We start from the raw sequence: 19,011 nt of genomic DNA on the forward strand, positions 1-19,011 counted from the left end.
GGGCCGAGCATACGGGGGGCTCAGAGATGGACGACCGGGCAGGTAAGGGTGCGGGTGATGCCCGACACCTGCTGGACTCTGGCCACCACGAGGCGGCCGAGTTCGTCGACGGTGTCCGCCTGGGCGCGCACGATCACGTCGTACGGCCCGGTGACGTCCTCGGCCTGGATCACTCCGGGGATCTTGGCGATGACTTCGGCGACGGCAGAGGCCTTGCCGACCTCGGTCTGGATCAGGATGTAAGCCTGTACCACGGAACCTCCAGGGGCGGCTTCGAGGATCATGTGGGAAGAGACGCAACCGTATCGCGTTGTCCGGCCGGCGCGGGAGGGTCGGGACCGGCCACGACGGGCGAGACCGCGGGCGCCGGGTTGACGGAAGGAGCGATCCGATGAGGGGCCACGGCCAGGGGCGGGGCACCGTGGGGGAGCTGGGCGAGTTCGGGCTCATCCGGGAGCTGACCTCCCGGCTGACCACGACGCCGGCGGTACGGGTCGGGCCGGGCGACGACGCGGCGGTGATCAGCGCCCCCGACCGCCGGGTGGTGGCCAGCACGGACGTGCTGATCGAGGGCCGCCACTTCCGCCGCGACTGGTCCACGGCGTACGACGTGGGCCGCAAGTCCGCCGCGCAGAACCTCGCCGACATCGCCGCCATGGGCGCCGTCCCCACCGCGCTCCTCGTCGGCCTCGTCGTCCCCGCCGACCTGCTCGTCACCTGGCCCGCGGAGCTGATGGACGGCCTGCGCGACGAGTGCCAGGTGGCCGGCGCCGCCGTCGTCGGCGGCGACGTGGTCCGGGGCGAGGCCATCACCCTCGCCATCACCGCGCTCGGCGACATGCAGGGCCACGAGCCGGTCACCCGCGCCGGCGCCCGCCCCGGCGACGTGGTGGCGGTGACGGGCTGGCTCGGCTGGTCCGCGGCCGGTCACGCCGTGCTGGCCCGCGGCTTCCGCTCGCCCCGCGCCTTCGTCGAGGCCCACCGCCGCCCCGAACCGCCCTACCAGGCGGGCCCGGCGGCGGCGGGGCTCGGCGCGACGTCGATGACGGACGTCAGCGACGGGCTGCTGGCCGACCTCGGGCACGTCGCGGCGGCGGGGAAGGTCCGTATCGACATCCGCACCGCGGCCCTCGACGTGCCCGGGCAGATGGCGGACATCGGCAAGGCGGTGGGCGTGGACCCGCTGCAGTGGGTGCTCACCGGCGGCGAGGACCACGCGATCGTGGCGACGTTCCCGCCGCAGGTGAAGCTGCCGGCGCGGTGGCGGGTCGTGGGCGAGGTACGGGCGCCGTCGGCGGCGGCGCAGGTGACCGTGGACGGCGAGCCGTGGCGCGGCGCGGCGGGCTGGGACCACTTCGGTGACTGAGCCGGCGGCCGCCGCGGCCGGCCGGGCCGCGCCGCCGCGGGTGCTGACCGTCGCCGGCTCCGACTCCGGCGGCGGCGCGGGCATCCAGGCGGACCTGAAGACGATGCTGGCGCTCGGGGTGCACGGCATGAGCGTCGTCACCGCCGTGACCGCGCAGAACTCCCGGGGTGTGCAGGGCAGCTGGGAACTGCCGGCGGCGGCGGTCCGGGCGCAGTTCCGCAGCGTCGTCGACGACATCGGGGTGCAGGCCGTGAAGACCGGCATGCTCGCCGGCCCCGGCACGGCGGCGGCGGTCGCGGAGCTGCTGGCGACCACGGCCGCGCCGGTCGTGGTCGACCCGGTGGGCGTCTCCTCCCACGGCGACCGGCTGCTGGCGGCCGGGGCGCTGGACGTGGTGCGGACGCGGCTGCTGCCGGCCGCCACGGTCGTCACCCCGAACCTGGCCGAGGTGGCGTGGCTGACGGGGATCCGGGTGGCGGGCGAGGCGGACATGCCGCGGGCGGCGGCGGCGCTGCTGGCGTACGGGCCGCGGTGGGCGCTCGTGAAGGGGGGCCACCTGCCGGCGGGCGGCGGTGCCGGCGGGCCGGGTGGCGCGGAGGCCGCGGACCCCGTGGACGCCGTGGACCTGCTGACGGACGGCACCGAGGAGCACTGGCTGCGCGCCCCCCGGCTGCCCTCGCGGCACACCCACGGCACCGGCTGCACGCTGGCGAGCGCGGTCGCCGCGTATCTGGCGCGGGGGCGGACGGTCCCCGAGGCGGTGGCGGCGGCGAAGGAGTACGTGACGGGGGCGATCGCGGGCGGGTTCCCGCTGGGGGAGGGGACCGGGCCGGTGGACCACGGCTGGCGGTGGCGGCCGGACGCGGGGGAGGAGCCCCGTACGCCCTGACCCGTCCGCCCGCGTACGGGCCGGAGCGCCGCCGGGAACGCGAGAGAGCCGGCCCACCCGGGGTGGACCGGCTCGCTGTGCGTGCCGGGAGGCCGCGCTACGTCAGCGCGAGACCTTGCCCGCCTTGATGCACGAGGTGCAGGCGTTGAGGCGCTTCGGCGTCCCCCCGACCACGGCGCGCACCCGCTGGATGTTGGGGTTCCAGCGGCGGCGGGTGCGGCGGTGCGAGTGGGAGATGTTGTTGCCGAAGCCCGGCCCCTTGCCGCAGACGTCGCAGTTGGCTGCCACGGGTCACTCCAAGCTTCTGATGCACGAACGGTCGGATCCCGGCATGAGCGGATCCGCCGTGCCGGGAAGGAAGGGCCCGGTACGGGACCGGGCAACCTGTGCAGCATACTACGGCGCTTCCCGGCGGAGGAAATCGCCGGTCCAGCGGCTACGCTGCGGCTACACCGTACCCGGCCTTGCCGTCGGCCGTCTCCGAGGGGGTTGCGCAGGTGCTCGACGCCGCTGCCGTGCGGGCCTGGTGCGCCCTGGCCCTTCAGGCGCTGGGCCGCGGCCGGGAGGAGATCGACGCCGTCAACGTCTTCCCGGTCGCCGACGGCGACACCGGAACGAACCTGTATCTGACGGTGGAGTCGGCGGCGCAGGCGGTGGACGCGGTCTACGGGGCGTTCGCGGGGGACGGCGCCGCGGGCGACGGCGACGGCGGCGGGGAGCCGGCGGTGGCGGACGTGCTGCGGGCGATGGCGCACGGCGCGCTGATCGGCGCGCGCGGCAACTCGGGGACGATCCTGGCGGAGCTGCTGCGGGGGCTGACAGGCGCGGTGGTCGCGGCCGGTGCCGGTGGCGGTGGCGGTGCCGGTGCCGGTGCCGGGGGAGGTGCCGGGGCCGGGCGGCTGCTGGCCGGCGCGCTGCGGCGGGGGGCGGACGCCGCGCGGGCGGCGGTGGAGCATCCCGTGGAGGGCACGATGCTGACCGTCGCCGACGCCGCCGCGGCGGCCGCGGAGCGGTCGGCGGCGGAGCGGTCGGCCGACGGCGGCCCCGCGCCGGCGACGCGGGTGGCGCGCGGCGCGTACGAAGGCGCCCGGGAGGCGCTGGCCGCGACGACGGGGCAGCTGGACGTACTGCGGCGGGCGGGCGTCGTGGACGCCGGCGGGCTGGGGCTGGTGGCGGTGCTGGGCACGCTGGCCGACGCCCTGAGCGGCGCCGCCCGGCCCACGGAATTGGCCCTCTCCGGCCGCCGCGCGGGGGTCCCGGCGGCCGCCGGACGGATCGACGACGACGCCTGCGCGGCGCCCGGGGCGCCCGGACCTGCCGGCGGCGGGCCCGCGTTCGAGGTGATCTACCTGCTGGAGGCCGGCGACGACGCCGTCGCCCGGCTCCGGCCGCGGCTCGACGCGCTCGGCGACTCCCTCGTCGTCGTCGGCGGCGACGGGCTGTGGCGGGTGCACGTGCACGTCGACGACGCCGGCGCCGCCGTCGAGGCCGGCGTCGAGGCCGGCCGCCCGTACCGCATCCGGATCACCCACCTGGCCCTCGCCGCCCCCGCGGGCCCCGGCACGGGCGCGGCCGGGGGCGAGCGCGCGGGGCGGGCGGTCGTCGCCGTCGTGCCGGGCGACGGGCTGGCGGCGCTGTGCGCGGAGGCGGGCGCGGGGGTGGTGACCGTACGGGAAGGGGAGCCGCCTGCGAGCGGGGAGCTGGCGGCGGCGATGCGCGGCACCGGGGCGCGGGAGGTCGTCCTGCTGCCGAACGATGCGGGGCTGCGGCACACCGCCGCGGTGGCGGTGGAGGACGCGCGGGCGTCCGGCGTACGGGCGGCGCTCATCCCCACGCGCGCGGCGGTGCAGGGGCTCGCGGCGCTGGCGGTGCACGACCCGGGGCGCCGGTTCGACGAGGACGTGGTCTCCATGACCGCCGCGGCCGGCGCCACCCGGCACGCGGAGCTGGCGGTCGCGGAGCAGGAGGCGTGGACGACGGCGGGGATCTGCCGCCCGGGCGACGTGCTCGGGGTGGTGGAGGGCGACGTGGCGGTGGTCGGCGCCGACCTCGCGGAGACCGCGGAGGCGGTGCTGGACCGGATGCTGGCGGGCGGCGGCGAGCTGGTCACGCTGGTGCTGGGCCCGGACCTGCCGCCGGGCTTCGGCGGGCGGCTGGAGGCGCATGTGCGCGGGGCGCATCTGGCGGTCGACACGGTGGTGTACGACGGCGGGAGTCAGGCGGCGCCGCTGCTGATCGGGGTGGAGTAGCGGCGCGGCCGGGCGGCGGTCAGTCCGTCACGTAGTCCAGCAGCGCCCGGGCCTCGCCGCGGCGGGACTCCGCGGTCTCGTCGGCCGCCTCGTCGTCCTCCGGGTCGCCGTCCCCGCCGTCTGCCACGCCGTCCTCCCCGTCTCCGTACGCCGCGAGGACCGCGCGGGAGTGCCGCGCGGCCGCCTCGGGGCGGCCGAGGTCGGCCTCCAGCCAGCCGGCGAGCAGCTGCGCGCCGGTGTGCTCGCCGCGGCAGCCGGGGCCCAGGGAGGCGAAGCCGGCCACGGCGCGTACGACGTGGGCCAGGCCCTCCTCGTACGCGGCGCGGGCGGCGCCGGCGGCGGCCTCGTCGGGGTCGGAGGGGGTGGTGCCGCAGGCGGAGGCGATCAGGTCGCCGGTCTGCCGCCGGGTGGCGGCGAGTTCGGCGAGCAGCACGTCGCGGGGCGGCGCGGCGCCGGCGCCGGCGGCGCCGCCCGGATCCCCGCCATCGCCCGGCGGCGGAGCCGCGGCGTCTGCGGCCGGGAGTGCCGACTCCGTCGGCGGCGGGGCGCCGGGCCCGGACGCCTCCGTGCCCGTGCGGTCCGTGCCCGTACGGTCCGTGCCTGGTGGGGCCGCTGCCGCCGGTGCGGGACCGGCCGTCGGCGCGGAACCCGCCGGCCCGGCGGCCTCGTCGGCCGCCGCTCCCGCCTCCGGCGCCAGGGCCGCCGTCAACTCCCGTTCCGCCTCCGCCATCAGCTCCCGCCCCGCCGCCGGGCCCGGCCCGCCCGGGCGGACGGCCAGCCAGGCGCGGGCCCGGAGCGTGCGGATCAGCGCCGGGACGTCGCCCAGCTCCCGCCACAGCGCGCCGGCGCGCTCGTACGCGCGGCCCGCCTCGGCGTCGAGGCCCGCGGCGCTCAGCGACTGCGCGGCGAGCGTCGCCAGCACCGCGTGGTCGCGGGCCCCCTCGCCGCCCCAGCCCGCCGCGACCTCGGCGGCCAGCAGGAACTGCTCCGCCGCCCGCCGGTGCTCCCCGAGCCGCCCCAGGGCGTCGCCCAGCCACCAGCGGGTCTGGACGACGGGGCCGTCGCCGTGCCGCTCCGCGGCCAGGTCGGCGACCGCGTCCTCCAGCACCGTCGCCGCCTCCGCCGTCCGGCCCAGGCGCAGCAGGGCGCCGCCGAGGTGGTGGCGGGCCCAGGCGCCCATGCCGTCGCCGTCGCCGGCCTCGTCGGCCCAGTGGGCGGCTTCGAGCAGGTGCTCGGCGCCTTCGGCGTCGCGGCCGGTGTTGCAGAGGAGGTCGGCCAGTTGCAGGTGGAGGCTCGCCTCCCCTGCGGGCCTGTCGTACAGGGCACTGTGCTCCAGCGCGCCGCGCACGGCGCGCTCGGCGGTCTCGCGGTCGCCGCGGCCGGCGGCGAGCCCGGCCAGCCCGGCCTGCGCCTGCACCGCGTACCAGGGGACGCCGGCGGCGGCGTACTCGCCGATCGCCCGCTCGTACAGCGCGGCGGCGCCCTCCGCGTCGCCGCGGTTCGCGGCGAGTCCGGCCAGCAGCTCGTGCGCCTCGGCGATCCGGCCGGCCACGCGGGGGTCGTCCCGGTGCGGCTCGGCGAACGCCAGCAGCGCGGCGAGCGCCTCGTCGGCGGTACGGGGAGCGGGAGCGGCGGAGTCCGGCGCGGGCGGCGCGGCGGCCTCGGCCTCGGCGCGCAGCACGTGGATACGGGCCCGGCTGACCAGCGGGGCCACCGCCTGGCCCGCGCTCGCGCGGCCCTCCGCGTGCAGCGCCTGCGCCCGGGCGCAGGGCTCCGAGACCGCCGCCAGGGCCTCCTCCGTACGGCCGTCGAGCGCCGTCGCGAACGCCGCGCGGGCGCGCGACACCGCCGCCTGGCCCGGGTCGCCGGCGGCCTCGAACAGCTCGGCCGAGGTGGTGAACAGGGCCGCCGCCTCGCCGGGCGCGGTGGCCGGGTCCATGGCGCGGTGCGCGGCGGCGGCGGCGCGGTCGCGTACGTCCAGCTCCGTGCCCGCCTCCGCCGCCGCGCGCGCCGCCTCCGCCCAGGCCCGTACCGCCCGGGGGTGACGGGCCGCCGTCCGCTCCCGGGCCGCGTCGAGCAGCTCCGCCACCCCGGGCCGGACGGCGGCCGCCCCGGCCGCGGAACCGGCAGCGGAACCCGCCGCGGCCCCCGTCGCGGGTCCGTCCGCCGGACCCGCCGTCCCCGGTGCCCGCCGCCCCGCGCCGGCCGCGCGGCCCGCGCGCAGCCCCAGCGGCAGCCGCTCCGCCAGCGGTTCGCGGGCCATCCGCTCCCGTACCCTCGCCGACACCGCCGCGGTGCCGTTCCGCGCGTCGAAGCGGCCCGCCAGCTCCAGCGCCTCCCGCTCCGCGTACGCCGCCAGCTCCGCGACCGTCCACCCGCCGGCCGCGCCCCCGGCGGCCCCCGGCGGGCCCACCACCCGCTCACCGCCCAGTCCCAGCGCCGCGAGCCGCCGCGTCAGCAGCGTCGTCACCGCCAGGTACGCCATCAGGCTCGACGGCTCCCCGCGGTCCGCCAGATACGCCGGCCGCTCCGCCAGCAGTTCGAGCCCCCGCGCCTCGTTGCCCGTCAGCGCGCAGAACTCCACGTGCCGCGCGAACGCGAACCGCATGCTCTCCATCTGCCGCACCATCCGGTGCCCGCGCAGGTGGTTCGCCCGCGCCTCCGCCGACCGGCCCAGCCGCAGCAGCGGCAGCAGCGACTCCGCGAGCGTCGCGTGCGGCTCGTGGGCGCAGGCGTGGACCCCGCCGAGCACCGGCCGCCACAGCTCCAGCGCCGCGGCGTCGTCGCCGTGGGCCGCCTCCCAGCCGCCCTGGCCGCGCAGCTCGCAGGCGTGGCAGTCGCTCATGGCGTCGCGCTCCGCGGCGCGCCAGGCGGTGTACGCGCGGGCGGCGCGCGCTTCGTCGCCGACGTGCTCCGCGATGTGGTAATCCGCCTGCCGCACGGCGCGTTCGCTGTGCCCGGCGAGGCGGTAGCGGCGCCCCATCTCGGCGAGCCACTTCTCCATCGCCGCCAGCGGGATGTGCGGCTGGTCGATCATCCCGGAGGAGACCCACTTGAACATCCAGAACAGCCGGTGGGTGTCCTCCTCGTCGAAGTCCTCCGGCCGCTCGTCCCACATGCGCAGCAGCCGCGCGAAGGGCACGAACGCCGGGGCCCTCGGGCTCCTTTGCGTTCTCCTAGTTTGATGTCTGGTGACCGGTTGTACTAGCGTGTTCTGCGTGAAGATTGTTGCGCAGGTGAAGTTGCTGCCGGTGTCCGCGTATGACGCGGACGCTTTGGCGGCGACCCTGCGTACCTGTAACCGGGCCGCGAACGTGGCCTCTCAGGTGGCGTTCGCCAAGGGCCTGAAGCGGCGGAACGTGCTGCAAGAGGCGGTGTACCACCGGATCAAGGCTGATTTCGATCTGGGGGCGCAGCCGGCCGTGCGCGTGGTGAAGAAGGTGTGTGACGCCTACGCCACCGTGAAGGCGAACGTCCGGGCGGGGAACTACGGTCCGCCAGGCTCCAAGAGTCGTGCGTGGGTGGAGTCGAAGCCGGTCGTCTTCCGCGAGGACGCCGCGCAGCCATACGACGACCGCATCCTGACGTGGAATCTGGACGCCCGGACGGTGTCCATCTGGACCGTGGCCGGACGTGTCAAGGGTGTCCCGTTCATCTGCTCGCCCGAGGCCATGAGGCTGCTGGCGTCCCGTAAGGGCGAATCGGATCTGGTGATGCGGGACGGGATGTTCTTCCTGTACGCCACCATTGATGTCCCCGAACCGCCGGTGTCCGAGCCGGACGGGTTCCTCGGCGTGGATCTGGGGATCGTGAACATCGCCACCACATCCGACGGCGAGATCATGTCCGGCCGCCAGGTCAATCGCTACCGCAAGCGCAGGCGTGACCTTCGGGGCAAGCTCCAGAAGAAGCGCACCAAGTCCGCCGCGCGAGCCCTGAAGCGCAACCGGCGCCGCGAGGCACGATACGCCACTCAGCGCAACCACATCATCGCCAAGAAGCTCGTGCATACCGCTGAACGCACCTCGCGCGCGATCGTCCTGGAAGACCTGGGCGGCATCCGGCAGAGGGTCACGGCCAAGAAGGACCAGCGGGCACGACTGCACTCCTGGGCCTTCGCCCAGCTCGGCGCCTTCGTCGAGTACAAAGCCCGGCGGGCCGGTGTCGCCGTGGTCCATGTGGACCCGCGCAACACCTCCCGACAGTGCTCCGAGTGCTGGCACACCCACCGGACCAACCGGGTGACACAAGCACGGTTCGCGTGCCGCTCCTGCGGGATCGTCATGCACGCGGACCACAACGGCTCCCGCAACATCGCCCACCGCGGCGAGGCTGCGTGGAAGCGGGGCGCAGTCAACCGCCCCAGAGCTACCGCAAGATAGCTCCGGACGCAGGAACCACAGTGGGGCATCACGCCTCATACTGCCTGCAAACCCCGGATTCCAGTCCGAGGTAGTTGACGCCCAGGTGGTGCACGCGGTGCCCCGCGCGCTGGGCCGGGCTGACGGCGGACGGCAGCACGTACGCGACCCCGCGCACGCCCGCGAGCGGCACGTCCAGCTCGACGGCGTCGAGCGGGGTGAAGCCGAAGACCTCCCGGCAGTGGCCCGCCAGCGCCACCCGGCGGGCGGCCGGGCTCGGGTGCGGGCGGTCCCAGACGGCGGGCAGGTCGGTGACGGGCGTCTCGCCGACGCGCACGTCGTACGGCAGGAGCGAGCCGAAGTCGCGGGCGAGTTCGGCGACGCGGTCCGGGTCGAACCACTCGGCGCAGCCGGGCCGCGGCGTCAGGTGCACGGTGGTGCCGGGCTCGGGGCGGGCGTCCGGGGGGAGGGTCCGTACCGTGTACGAACCGTCGCCGGCGGCCGTCCACTCCACCGGCGGCGCCGCCGGCTCGCGCGCCGACCGGCTCACCACCCGGATCCGCTCGGCGACCAGGAAGCACGCCAGCAGGCCGATGCCGAACTGGCCCAGGAACTCCGCCCGGGCGGACTCCAGGTCCCCGGCGCGCTTGGAGCTGCGGCCGATGGTGGCGAGCAGCTCGTGCACCTCCGCCTCGGTGAGCCCGACGCCGCTGTCCTCCACGCGCAGCCCGCCCGCCGGCCCCCCGTCCGCGGCGGCGGCGTCCGGGCCCGCGTACAGCCGGATGCGGTCCGGTGCCGCGGGGTCGGCCGCGCGGCGCGCGGTGACCGCGTCGACGGCGTTCTGCAGCAGCTCCCGCAGATACACCCGGGGACTGGAGTAGAGGTGGTGCGAGAGCAGGTCCACCAGGCCGCGCAGATCGACCTGGAAGGTGTGGGACGAGGTGGGCGCGGCAGCGTTCTCAGAAGTCATCGCGGGAGCGCCGGCGGGGGGTGGGCGGCGGCGCGGGTCGGGCGACCCCGAGCGGTGCCGGTGATCGCGAAGGGGAGTTCGAGGCGGACCATCGTAGAACCGCGCGGGCCCGCGGTACCAGCGGTTTCCACGCTCTGTCGGCCCGATGGTGTGCAATGGACGCGTGTCCGTGCTGGAAGAGTCCCTGAAGAAGTCCGTCGGCGACCGGACCGCCAAGGCGATGGCGGAGCACCTCGGGCTGCACACCGTCGGCGACCTGCTGCACCACTACCCGCGGCGCTACGCCGAGCGCGGCGAGCTGACCCGGCTGGCCGACCTGGAGGTCGACGAGCACGTCACGGTCGTCGCGCGGGTGGAGAAGGCCGGCATGCTCGGCACGGGCCGGGGGCGCCGGCTGGAAGTCGTCATCACCGACGGCAGCGGCCGGCTGACGCTCGTCTTCTTCGGCCGCGGCGCGTACCACCCGCAGAAGGAGCTGCTGCCCGGCCGCCGCGCCCTCTTCGCCGGCAAGGTGACCGTCTTCAACCGCAAGCGGCAGCTCGCCCACCCCGACTACAAGCCGCTGGCCGGCGAGGACCGCCCCGGCGAGGACGCCGCCGCCGACGAGTGGGCGAACAAGCTGCTCCCGCTGTACCCGGCCTGCCGGCAGCTCGCCTCCTGGCAGCTCCAGCAGGCCGTCGACACCGTGCTGGACGGCCTGGAGGCCACCGGCTGGGAGGGCGTCGCCGACCCGCTGCCCGCCGCGCTGCGCGCCGAGCGCGGGCTCGTACCGCTGCGCGAGGCGCTGCTGAAGGTGCACCGGCCGAAGACCAGGGCCGACCTGTGGGCCGCCCGGGAGCGGCTGAAGTGGGACGAGGCGTTCGTCCTCCAGGTCGCCCTGGCCCGGCGGCGGCATGCGGACGGGCAGCTGCCCGCCGTGCCGCGGGCCGCGCCCGCCGAGGGGCTGCTCGCGGACTTCGACGCCCGGCTGCCGTTCACCCTCACCGACGGCCAGCGGGCGGTCTCCGCCGACGTCTTCGCCGACCTGGCCACCGACCACCCGATGCACCGGCTGCTCCAGGGCGAGGTGGGCTCCGGCAAGACGCTCGTGGCGCTGCGCGCGATGCTCGCCGTCGTCGACGCGGGCGGCCAGGCGGCGCTGCTCGCGCCGACCGAGGTGCTGGCGCAGCAGCACCACCGGTCGATCACGTCGATGATGGGCGAGCTGGCCGAGGCCGGACTCCTCGGCGGCGCCGAGCACGGCACGAAGGTCGTGCTGCTCACCGGCTCCTCGGGCGCGGCGGCGCGCCGCGCGGCGCTGCTCGACCTGGCCACCGGCGAGGCCGGGATCGTCGTCGGCACGCACGCGCTCATCGAGGACAAGGTGCAGTTCCACGACCTCGGCCTGGTCGTCGTCGACGAGCAGCACCGCTTCGGCGTCGAGCAGCGGGACGCGCTGCGCGCGAAGGGCAACCGCGGCGACGACAAGCGCACGCCGCACCTGCTGGTCATGACCGCCACGCCCATCCCGCGCACGGTCGCGATGACGGTCTTCGGCGACCTGGAGACCTCCGTCCTCGACCAGCTCCCGGCCGGCCGCTCGCCGATCGCCAGCCACGTCGTGCCGGCCGCCGACAAGCCGCACTTCCTCTCCCGCGCCTGGGAACGGGTGCGGGAGGAGGTCGAGGGCGGCCACCAGGCGTACGTCGTCTGCCCCCGCATCGGCGACTCCGCCGAGGAGACGGAGGCCAAGGGCGGCAAGGAAGGCAAGGGGGCGAAGAAGTCCGCGCCGCCGTCGCCGGAGGACGAGGCGGAGAAGCGGCCGCCGCTGGCGGTGCTCGACGTCGCCGCGCAGCTCTCCGCCGGCCCCGGGGCGTCGCTGGCGGGGCTGCAGGTCGAGGTGCTGCACGGGCGGATGCAGCCGGACGCCAAGGACGACGTGATGCGGCGCTTCGCCGCTGGCGAGGTGGACGTGCTGGTCGCCACGACCGTCATTGAGGTCGGCGTCGACGTCCCCAACGCCACCGTCATGGTCATCATGGACGCCGACCGCTTCGGCGTCTCCCAGCTCCACCAGCTGCGCGGCCGGGTCGGCCGCGGGTCGGCCGCCGGGCTGTGCCTGCTGGTCACCGAGATGCCGGAGGGCACCCCGGCCAGGACCCGGCTGGACGCGGTGGCCGGCACGCAGGACGGCTTCCGGCTCTCCCGCATCGACCTGGAGCAGCGCCGCGAGGGCGACGTGCTGGGGCAGGCGCAGTCCGGGGCGCGCTCCAGCCTGAAGATGCTGGCGGTCATCGACGACGAGGACGTCATCGCCGAGGCCCGGGACGCCGCCGCGGCGCTCGTGGCGGCGGACCCGGAGCTGGCCGCGTACCCGGAGCTGCGCGGCGCGCTGGCGAGCCTGCTGGACGACGAGCGGGAGCAGTTCCTCGACAAGGGCTGAGCCGGCGCCCGCCGTACGGGCCGTGCCCGCCCGGCGCCCGCCCGCCACCGGGCGGCACCCCGGCCGTCACCCCGGAGGCATATCGTGGGAGCGACCGCGCCCGTGAGGACAAGGACACCCAGCAGCCATGACCCGCGTGATCGCCGGAACCGCCGGCGGGCGGCGCCTGGCCGTGCCGCCCGGCACCGGCACCCGGCCCACGTCCGACCGTGCCCGCGAGGGTCTCTTCTCCACCTGGCGGGCCCTCCTCGGCCCGCTCGACGGCCTGCGCGTCCTCGACCTGTACGGCGGCTCCGGCGCCGTCGGCCTGGAGGCGCTGTCCCGCGGCGCCGGGCACGCGCTGCTCGTCGAGGCCGACGCCCGCGCCGCCCGCGTCATCCGGCAGAACGCCCGCGCCCTCGGCCTGCCCGGCGCCGAGGTGCGCAACGCCCGCGCGGAGCAGGTCGTCGCCGGGCCGCCGCCCCCGGACCCGTACGACGTGGTCTTCCTCGACCCGCCGTACGAGGTCGGGGACGCCGTGGTCGGCGAGATACTCGTCACACTCCGTACCCGCCACTGGCTGTCCCCGGGCGCGCTCGCCACCGTGGAGCGCAGCACCCGGGGCGGCGAATTCCCCTGGCCCGACGGGTTCGAGGGGCTCCGGTCCAGGCGCTACGGCGAGGGCACGCTCTGGTACGGTCGCGCCGCCTCACCCGCCCCATGACCACCCGTCCCCGGCCCCGCCCCGCGCCGGCCGAAACCCCCATGACCCGCACGACCGGACCCGAGAGCGAGGAACCTCCGTTGCGCCGCGCCGTCTGTCCGGGGTCCTTCGACCCCATCACCAACGGACATCTCGACATCATCGCCCGAGCCTCGAAGCTCTACGACGTCGTGCACGTCGCCGTGATGATCAACAAGTCGAAGAAAGGGCTGTTCACCGTCGACGAGCGGATGGACCTCATCCGCCAGTGCACCTCGGAGTACGGCAACGTGGCGGTCGAGAGCTTCCACGGGCTCCTCGTCGACTACTGCAAGGAACGCGACATCCCCGCCATCGTCAAGGGCCTGCGCGCCGTCAGCGACTTCGACTACGAGCTGCAGATGGCCCAGATGAACAACGGCCTCTCGGGCGTGGAGACCCTCTTCGTCCCCACCAACCCGACCTACAGCTTCCTCTCCTCCAGCCTGGTCAAAGAGGTCGCCACCTGGGGCGGCGACGTGTCCCACCTCGTACCCCCGGTGGTCGACCGGGCACTTGGCGAACGCCTCACCAACTCCTAGCCGGGCGCCGTAGAGTCTTCAACCATGGACGTGCAGAGGAAGCTCGACGAGATCGCGGAGGCCCTCCAGGGCGCCCGGTCCATGCCCATGTCGGCGTCGTGCGTGGTCAACCGCGCCGAGCTGCTCGGCATGCTGAACGAGGTGCGCGAGGCCCTGCCCGGGTCGCTGGCCCAGGCGCAGCAGCTGCTCGGCGGGCGGGAGCAACTGGTCGAGGACGCGCGCCGCGAGGCCGAGCAGATCCTCGAAGAGGCGCAGAACCGGCGCAGCGCGCTGATCTCCGACACGGAAGTGGCCCGGCGCGCCCAGGCCGAGGCCGACCGGATCCTCGGCGAGGCCCGGCAGGAGGCCGAGCAGATCAGCGTCGAGGCCGACGACTACGTCGACAGCAAGCTCGCCAACTTCGAGGTCGTCCTCACCAAGACCATCGGCTCGGTCGACCGCGGCCGGGACAAGCTGCTGGGCCGCGCCCCCGGCTACGACGACCCGCACGGCTTCGACGCGGCGGGCCGGGACGAGGGCCCCGACGCGGCGCCGGAGCGCAGCGCGGACCCGCAGGAGCAGCGCAGGCGCGCCGACGACTACGTCGACGCCCAGTTCCAGGCGTTCCAGTCGGTGCTGGCCAAGACCCTGGAGGCGGTCGGCCGGGGCCGGCAGAAGCTCCAGGGCGCGCGGCCCACGGACCAGCTCGGCGAGACCTTCGGGCAGGCCGGCGCACGCGCCGGCACCGACGAGAGCTACCTCGCGGAGCTGGCCGAGCTCGCCGACGGCCCGCCGCCCGGCGCGGCGCACCAGCAGCCCGGCGTCCCGCAGCCCGCCGCCCGGCCGCAGGCCGTCCCCCAGCCCGCCGCCGCGGCGTACTACGACGGCACCGACGGCGCCGCCGCGGCCGCGCAGGGCTTCGCCCAGCACGGCTACCCGCAGCCGGAGCAGCCGGACTACCCGCAGCCGGACTACGGCCAGGGCACCCCCGGCTACCAGCACGGCTACCAGGAGGGCTACGAGCAGGGCTACCAGCAGCCCGACCCCGGCTACGGCTGGCCGCAGCCGGCCGGGCAGCCGGAGCAGGCCCCGCCCGGCGCGTACCCCGACGCCGCCCAGCCGGGGCAGGTGCCGTACGGCCAGGACGAGGCGCACCCGCCGCAGCAGGGCGGCTACACCCCGGCACCGGCCGCGCTGGACGAGACGAGCCTCTTCGACACCAGCATGATCGACATGACGCAGCTGCGGCAGTACGACGACCGCGGCCGCTGAGCCGCCGCCGGTCCCCCCGGCGGCGGGGCAGCGCCCGGATTGGGTCCTGGGCGGGGCCTGAAGTATTCTGGATCCTCGCCCTACCGCACCGCGCCCGTCCCTGCCCGTCACGCGCAGGGTGCACGAAAGCAGGAAAGCCCTGAAAGCCCATCCGGACCACCGCGCCCCGCTCGTGTTCGACACACGGGACCTGGGCCGCCGTCCCGGTACGCTCAAGCGGCTGACCCGCACCGTGCCGGCGCCGAAGAACCTCGGCAACGAGGTGGTGGGCGTGCCGGAGGACGACCCCGTCGAGCTGGAGCTGCGGCTGGAGTCCGTGATGGAGGGCGTACTCGTCACGGGCACCGCCCGGGCGCGGGCGACGGGCGAGTGCGTAAGGTGTCTGGAGCCGCTCGGGCAGGATCTCCGAGTGGACTTCCAGGAGATGTACTCCTACCCGGAGACCGACGCCCGGGGCCGCGTGGCCCGCGGCGGCGCCTCCGGCGCGGACGCCGAGGAGGCGGACGCGGAGGAGGAGACGCTCTACCTAGAGGACGACCTGTTCGACCTCGAACCGGAGCTGCGTGACGCGGTGGTGCTCGCACTGCCGCTGCAGCCGGTGTGCCGGGAGGACTGCCCGGGCCTGTGCCCCGACTGCGGGGCGCGGCTCGCGGACGACCCGGACCACCGCCACGACGTCGTCGACCCCCGGTGGGCGGCGTTGCAGGGACTCGCCGAAACCGTCCCGGACGGCGAGAAGGACGACCCGAACGGCGCTGACGACGGCGCCGGCGAGAAGCAGGAGAAGTAGCCGTGGCCGTTCCGAAGCGGAAGATGTCGCGCAGCAACACGCGCCACCGCCGGTCGCAGTGGAAGGCTGCGGTCCCGCACCTGGTGGCGTGCGAGCGCTGCCACGAGCCGAAGCAGCAGCACATCGCCTGCCCGAACTGCGGCACGTACAACCGCCGCCAGGTCCTCGAGGTCTGAGCGACGGGGAGAAGGCTCATGTCAGATGCCACTACGCCGCGGAAAGCGCCGGCTGGACATCCGGATACGGCCTCGTCCCCCAAGATCCTGGAAGGGCGGCTCGGGTACGAACTCGAGCCCGCCCTTCTGGTGCGTGCCCTGACCCACCGCTCGTTCGCGTACGAGAACGGCGGTCTGCCCACCAACGAGCGGCTGGAGTTCCTCGGGGACTCGGTGCTCGGCCTGGTGGTCACCGACACGCTGTTCCGCGGCCACCCCGATCTGCCCGAGGGGCAGCTGGCCAAGCTGCGGGCCGCGGTGGTCAACTCGCGTGCGCTCGCCGAGGTGAGCCGCGGGCTCGACCTCGGCGCGTTCATCCGGCTGGGCCGGGGCGAGGAGGGCACGGGCGGCCGGGACAAGGCGTCGATCCTCGCGGACACGCTGGAGGCCGTCATCGGCGCGGTCTATCTGGACAAGGGACTCGACGCGGCGTCGGAGCTGGTGCACCGGCTCTTCGACCCGCTGATCGAGAAGTCCTCGAACCTCGGGGCGGGCCTCGACTGGAAGACCTCGCTCCAGGAGCTGACCGCCGCCAGAGGGCTGGGCGTGCCGGAGTACCTGGTCAGCGAGACCGGCCCGGACCACGAGAAGACCTTCACGGCTGCCGCCCGCGTCGGTGGTGTCACGTACGGCACCGGCACCGGCCGCAGCAAGAAGGAAGCGGAGCAGCAGGCGGCGGACACCGCGTGGCGCGCGATCAGCGCGGCGGGCGCGGACGCCGCGGCCGGGGCGGGCCAGGACGGCGCGGCGGGGAGCAACGGCTCCGCGGCGCCGGCGACCGCCGCGGCGGACGCGCCGGAGGCCGCGCCGGCGGTCGCGCCGGACCGTGCGGACGGGGACGCCGCGGCGGGCCCCGCCGCGCAGGCCGCCGACCGGTAGCCCGCCGATGCCGGAGCTGCCGGAGGTCGAGGTGGTGCGCCGCGGGCTGGCGAAGTGGGTCGCGGGCCGGACGGTGGCGTCGGTCGACGTGCTGCACCCCCGGTCCGTACGCCGGCACCCCGCCGGCGGAGCCGACTTCGCCGCCCGGCTGGCGGGGCACCCGCTGGGGGAGCCGAGGCGCCGCGGCAAGTACCTGTGGCTGCCGCTGGCGGACGGTCCGGAGTCGGTGCTGGCGCACCTCGGCATGAGCGGCCAGCTGCTGGTCCAGCCGGAGGCCGCCCCGGACGAGAAGCACCTGCGGATCCGGGTCCGCTTCGCGGACGCGACGGGCACCGAGCTGCGCTTCGTCGACCAGCGCACCTTCGGCGGCCTGTCGCTGCACCCGAACGCCGCCGAGGGGCTGCCCGACGTCCTCGCGCACATCGCCCGGGACCCGCTGGACCCGGCGTTCGACGACGCGGCGTTCCACGCGGCGCTGCGCGGCAGCCGCACCACGATCAAGCGGGCGCTGCTGAACCAGTCGCTGATCAGCGGCGTCGGCAACATCTACGCCGACGAGGCCCTGTGGCGCTCCCGCCTCCACTACGAGCGCCCCACCGCCGGCTTCACCCGCCCCCGCACCGCCGAACTCCTCGGGCACGTCCGGGCGGTGCTGGGCGCCGCGCTGGAGGTCGGCGGCACCAGCTTCGACAGCCTCTACGTGAACGTCAACGGCGAGTCCGGCTACTTCGCCCGCTCGCTGGACGCGTACGGCCGCGAGGACGAACCCTGCCGCCGCTGCGGCTCCCCGATCCGCCGCCGCCCGTGGATGAACCGCTCCAGCTACTTCTGCCCGCGCTGCCAGCGCCCCCCGCGCCGCTGACGCGGCGTCTCAGAAGCCGAAGTTCTGCGTCCACCAGGGGCCGCCGCCGGCGAAGTGGGCGCCGACGCCCAGGGTGCGGAAGTCGCAGTTCAGGATGTTGGCGCGGTGGCCCTCGCTGTTCATCCAGGCGTCCATCACCGCCCGCGCGTCGGCCTGGCCGCGGGCTATGTTCTCGCCGCCGAGGTCCGAGATGCCGTACTCCTGCGCGCGGTCCCACGGGTCGTCGCCGTCGGGGTCGGTGTGGTCGAAGAAGCCGCGCTCGGCCATGTCCTGGCTGTAGTCGCCGGCCAGCTTCGCCAGCTCCGGGTCGTTCGTCAGCGGGCGGCAGCCCGCCTGCGCGCGCTCCTGGTTGACCAGCCGCAGCACCTCCGCCTCCGCGGCGGTGGCCGCGTCGGCCGTGGCGGGCGGCTTCGAGCTGCGGGTGGGCTCCGAGGTCTCGGTCCTCGTCGGGGTCGGCGACTCCGACTCCGTACGGGACGGGTCCGGGGACGCGGACGACGGCTCCGCCGACTTCGAGGGCTCGCGCTCGGGCGCCGTGGTCGACGGTGAGGCGCTCTTCGACTCGCGGCCGTCCGCGTCCTTCCCGCCGTCCTTGCCGGCGGCCTTCTTGCCGTCCGGCGTCGGGCTCTCCGGCCGGTCCGAGCCGCCGCTCGCGGACGGCGACGCCTCCAGGGTCGGCAGCTCCGAGCCGCCCTGCGTGCTCGGCGACGGCGGATCGCCCGCCTCCACGTGCCCGGCGGGGCCGCCGGTGCCGCGGTCGAGGTCGAACCCGTTGCCGAGGACCCCGGAGGCCATCGCCACCGCGCCCACCGCCAGCGCCGCCGACGTGCCGAGCATCCCGGCCCGGGCCGGGCTCTGCTTGCGGTGCTGCCCGCGGGGCCGGCCGGTGCCGTACACCTCGTCGCCGCCGTAGGCGCCGGGTGCGTCCCGGCGGCGTACGGCGGCGGGCTGGGGCTGGGGCTGTGAGCGTCTGTGGCGGCCCATCCGGCTGACCCCTCACGTCCGACGACAACGGCTTCACACGTTCACATCACCCACACGGGTGACTTACTGTCGGCAGACTGTACGCCATGCCCCCCGCCCCGCACGGGCCCGCGGGCCGATCGTCCGGATAGCGTGCGTCCCATGAGCAACGACGTCCGCATGACGGCCTGGGTGCGCGGCGCGGTCCAGGGGGTCGGCTTTCGCTGGTTCACCCGGGCCCGGGCGCTGGAGATCGGCGGCCTCGACGGGTTCGCCGCCAACCTCGCGGACGGCCGCGTGCAGGTCGTCGCCGAGGGCCCGCGCGAGCGGTGCCGGGAGCTGCTGGAGTGGCTGCGCTCCGGCGACACGCCCGGCCGGGTCTCCGGGGTGACGGAGATATGGGACGAGCCGCGGGGCGGATATCACTCATTCGCGATCCGCAGAGCACACTCCGCCATAAGGGCTGGTCCGGCGGTGGCGACCAGCGGGTTGCCAAGGGCTTCCTTGCGTGCGAAGCTCTCACCCCGGACG

The 19,011-nt window shown here is 75.9% G+C and carries 15 protein-coding genes and 3 pseudogenes; 13 read left to right on the forward strand and 5 right to left on the reverse strand.

All coding sequences use genetic code 11. The features are described from left to right. Positions 1 to 20: 20 nt before the first annotated feature. On the reverse strand, positions 21 to 254 hold the full coding sequence (locus ACHZ99_RS24780) for an Lrp/AsnC family transcriptional regulator (protein WP_018839656.1): 234 nt from the start codon (positions 252 to 254) through the stop codon (positions 21 to 23). A 137-nt stretch (positions 255 to 391) separates the two neighbouring features. Between ACHZ99_RS24780 and ACHZ99_RS24785 the strand changes: the two genes are divergently transcribed. After that, a complete protein-coding gene (locus ACHZ99_RS24785) occupies positions 392 to 1,366 on the forward strand; it encodes a thiamine-phosphate kinase (protein ID WP_420306938.1) in 975 nt (324 codons plus the stop codon). Further along, positions 1,359 to 2,255 carry a bifunctional hydroxymethylpyrimidine kinase/phosphomethylpyrimidine kinase gene (thiD, locus tag ACHZ99_RS24790; protein ID WP_420306939.1) on the forward strand — a complete coding sequence of 299 codons (897 nt, stop codon included), beginning with the start codon at positions 1,359 to 1,361 and terminating at the stop codon, positions 2,253 to 2,255. The genes ACHZ99_RS24785 and thiD overlap by 8 nt, the downstream gene beginning before the upstream one ends. Before the next feature lie 102 nt (positions 2,256 to 2,357). Here thiD and rpmB read toward each other — a convergent pair whose 3' ends face one another. Next, positions 2,358 to 2,543, reverse strand: a complete 186-nt coding sequence (gene rpmB, locus ACHZ99_RS24795; protein ID WP_018839653.1) for a 50S ribosomal protein L28 — start codon at positions 2,541 to 2,543, stop codon at positions 2,358 to 2,360. 209 nt (positions 2,544 to 2,752) lie between these two features. Between rpmB and ACHZ99_RS24800 the strand changes: the two genes are divergently transcribed. Further along, a complete protein-coding gene (locus ACHZ99_RS24800) occupies positions 2,753 to 4,504 on the forward strand; it encodes a DAK2 domain-containing protein (RefSeq protein WP_420306940.1) in 1,752 nt (583 codons plus the stop codon). Positions 4,505 to 4,523: 19 nt separating this feature from the next. Here ACHZ99_RS24800 and ACHZ99_RS24805 read toward each other — a convergent pair. After that, positions 4,524 to 7,649, reverse strand: a pseudogene (locus tag ACHZ99_RS24805) (tetratricopeptide repeat protein); the annotation flags it as partial. A gap of 73 nt (positions 7,650 to 7,722) precedes the next feature. On the opposite strand from ACHZ99_RS24805, the gene ACHZ99_RS24810 reads away from it, so the two are divergent. Then, positions 7,723 to 8,886, forward strand: coding sequence for an RNA-guided endonuclease InsQ/TnpB family protein (locus ACHZ99_RS24810; protein ID WP_420306941.1), 1,164 nt, complete (start codon positions 7,723 to 7,725; stop codon positions 8,884 to 8,886). A 76-nt stretch (positions 8,887 to 8,962) separates the two neighbouring features. Here ACHZ99_RS24810 and ACHZ99_RS24815 read toward each other — a convergent pair. Then, positions 8,963 to 9,835 (reverse strand): annotated as a pseudogene (locus ACHZ99_RS24815) (ATP-binding protein); the annotation flags it as partial. Between the two features lie 145 nt (positions 9,836 to 9,980). Between ACHZ99_RS24815 and recG the strand changes: the two are divergent. The 8 genes from recG (at position 9,981) to mutM (ending at position 17,517) form a co-directional block, all read left to right on the forward strand. Next, positions 9,981 to 12,257: an ATP-dependent DNA helicase RecG gene (recG, locus tag ACHZ99_RS24820; protein WP_420306942.1), complete on the forward strand. Its 2,277-nt coding sequence runs from the start codon at positions 9,981 to 9,983 to the stop codon at positions 12,255 to 12,257. Positions 12,258 to 12,384: 127 nt separating this feature from the next. Continuing rightward, complete coding sequence (gene rsmD, locus ACHZ99_RS24825) at positions 12,385 to 12,960, forward strand: 16S rRNA (guanine(966)-N(2))-methyltransferase RsmD (RefSeq protein ID WP_420306943.1); 576 nt, start codon at positions 12,385 to 12,387, stop codon at positions 12,958 to 12,960. A gap of 80 nt (positions 12,961 to 13,040) precedes the next feature. After that, the gene (gene coaD, locus ACHZ99_RS24830) at positions 13,041 to 13,520 is read left to right on the forward strand and encodes a pantetheine-phosphate adenylyltransferase (protein ID WP_420307009.1); all 480 of its coding nucleotides are present in this window, start codon (positions 13,041 to 13,043) and stop codon (positions 13,518 to 13,520) included. 24 nt (positions 13,521 to 13,544) lie between these two features. Then, positions 13,545 to 14,771 (forward strand): cell division initiation protein, encoded by a 1,227-nt coding sequence (locus ACHZ99_RS24835; RefSeq protein WP_420306944.1) that lies wholly within the window; start codon positions 13,545 to 13,547, stop codon positions 14,769 to 14,771. Positions 14,772 to 14,943: 172 nt separating this feature from the next. Continuing rightward, positions 14,944 to 15,561, forward strand: coding sequence for a YceD family protein (locus tag ACHZ99_RS24840; protein WP_420306945.1), 618 nt, complete (start codon positions 14,944 to 14,946; stop codon positions 15,559 to 15,561). A 2-nt stretch (positions 15,562 to 15,563) separates the two neighbouring features. Beyond that, positions 15,564 to 15,737, forward strand: coding sequence for a 50S ribosomal protein L32 (rpmF, locus tag ACHZ99_RS24845; protein WP_018844671.1), 174 nt, complete (start codon positions 15,564 to 15,566; stop codon positions 15,735 to 15,737). Between the two features lie 18 nt (positions 15,738 to 15,755). Then, positions 15,756 to 16,655 carry a ribonuclease III gene (rnc, locus tag ACHZ99_RS24850; protein WP_420306946.1) on the forward strand — a complete coding sequence of 300 codons (900 nt, stop codon included), beginning with the start codon at positions 15,756 to 15,758 and terminating at the stop codon, positions 16,653 to 16,655. Positions 16,656 to 16,662: 7 nt separating this feature from the next. Continuing rightward, entirely contained in the window at positions 16,663 to 17,517 is an 855-nt protein-coding gene (gene mutM, locus ACHZ99_RS24855; RefSeq protein WP_420306947.1) for a bifunctional DNA-formamidopyrimidine glycosylase/DNA-(apurinic or apyrimidinic site) lyase, read from the forward strand. A gap of 9 nt (positions 17,518 to 17,526) precedes the next feature. On the opposite strand, the gene ACHZ99_RS24860 is transcribed toward mutM, so the two are convergent. After that, positions 17,527 to 18,501: a CAP domain-containing protein gene (locus ACHZ99_RS24860; RefSeq protein WP_420306948.1), complete on the reverse strand. Its 975-nt coding sequence runs from the start codon at positions 18,499 to 18,501 to the stop codon at positions 17,527 to 17,529. Between the two features lie 141 nt (positions 18,502 to 18,642). On the opposite strand from ACHZ99_RS24860, the pseudogene ACHZ99_RS24865 reads away from it, so the two are divergent. Beyond that, positions 18,643 to 18,921 (forward strand): annotated as a pseudogene (locus ACHZ99_RS24865) (acylphosphatase); the annotation flags it as partial. Positions 18,922 to 19,011: the final 90 nt, after the last annotated feature.

Source organism: Streptomyces sp. MAR4 CNX-425 (genome assembly GCF_048656465.1).
GTDB lineage: Bacteria > Actinomycetota > Actinomycetes > Streptomycetales > Streptomycetaceae > Streptomyces.

Excerpts from the sequence above, each read along its gene's own strand:
- ACHZ99_RS24785 (WP_420306938.1), top strand. The coding sequence starts at position 392 with ATGAGGGGCCACGGCCAGGGGCGGGGCACCGTGGGGGAGCTGGGCGAG.
- recG (WP_420306942.1), top strand. The coding sequence starts at position 9,981 with ATGGTGTGCAATGGACGCGTGTCCGTGCTGGAAGAGTCCCTGAAGAAG.
- rsmD (WP_420306943.1), top strand. The coding sequence starts at position 12,385 with ATGACCCGCGTGATCGCCGGAACCGCCGGCGGGCGGCGCCTGGCCGTG.
- ACHZ99_RS24835 (WP_420306944.1), top strand. The coding sequence starts at position 13,545 with ATGGACGTGCAGAGGAAGCTCGACGAGATCGCGGAGGCCCTCCAGGGC.
- rnc (WP_420306946.1), top strand. The coding sequence starts at position 15,756 with ATGTCAGATGCCACTACGCCGCGGAAAGCGCCGGCTGGACATCCGGAT.
- mutM (WP_420306947.1), top strand. The coding sequence starts at position 16,663 with ATGCCGGAGCTGCCGGAGGTCGAGGTGGTGCGCCGCGGGCTGGCGAAG.
- ACHZ99_RS24860 (WP_420306948.1), bottom strand. The coding sequence starts at position 18,501 with ATGGGCCGCCACAGACGCTCACAGCCCCAGCCCCAGCCCGCCGCCGTA.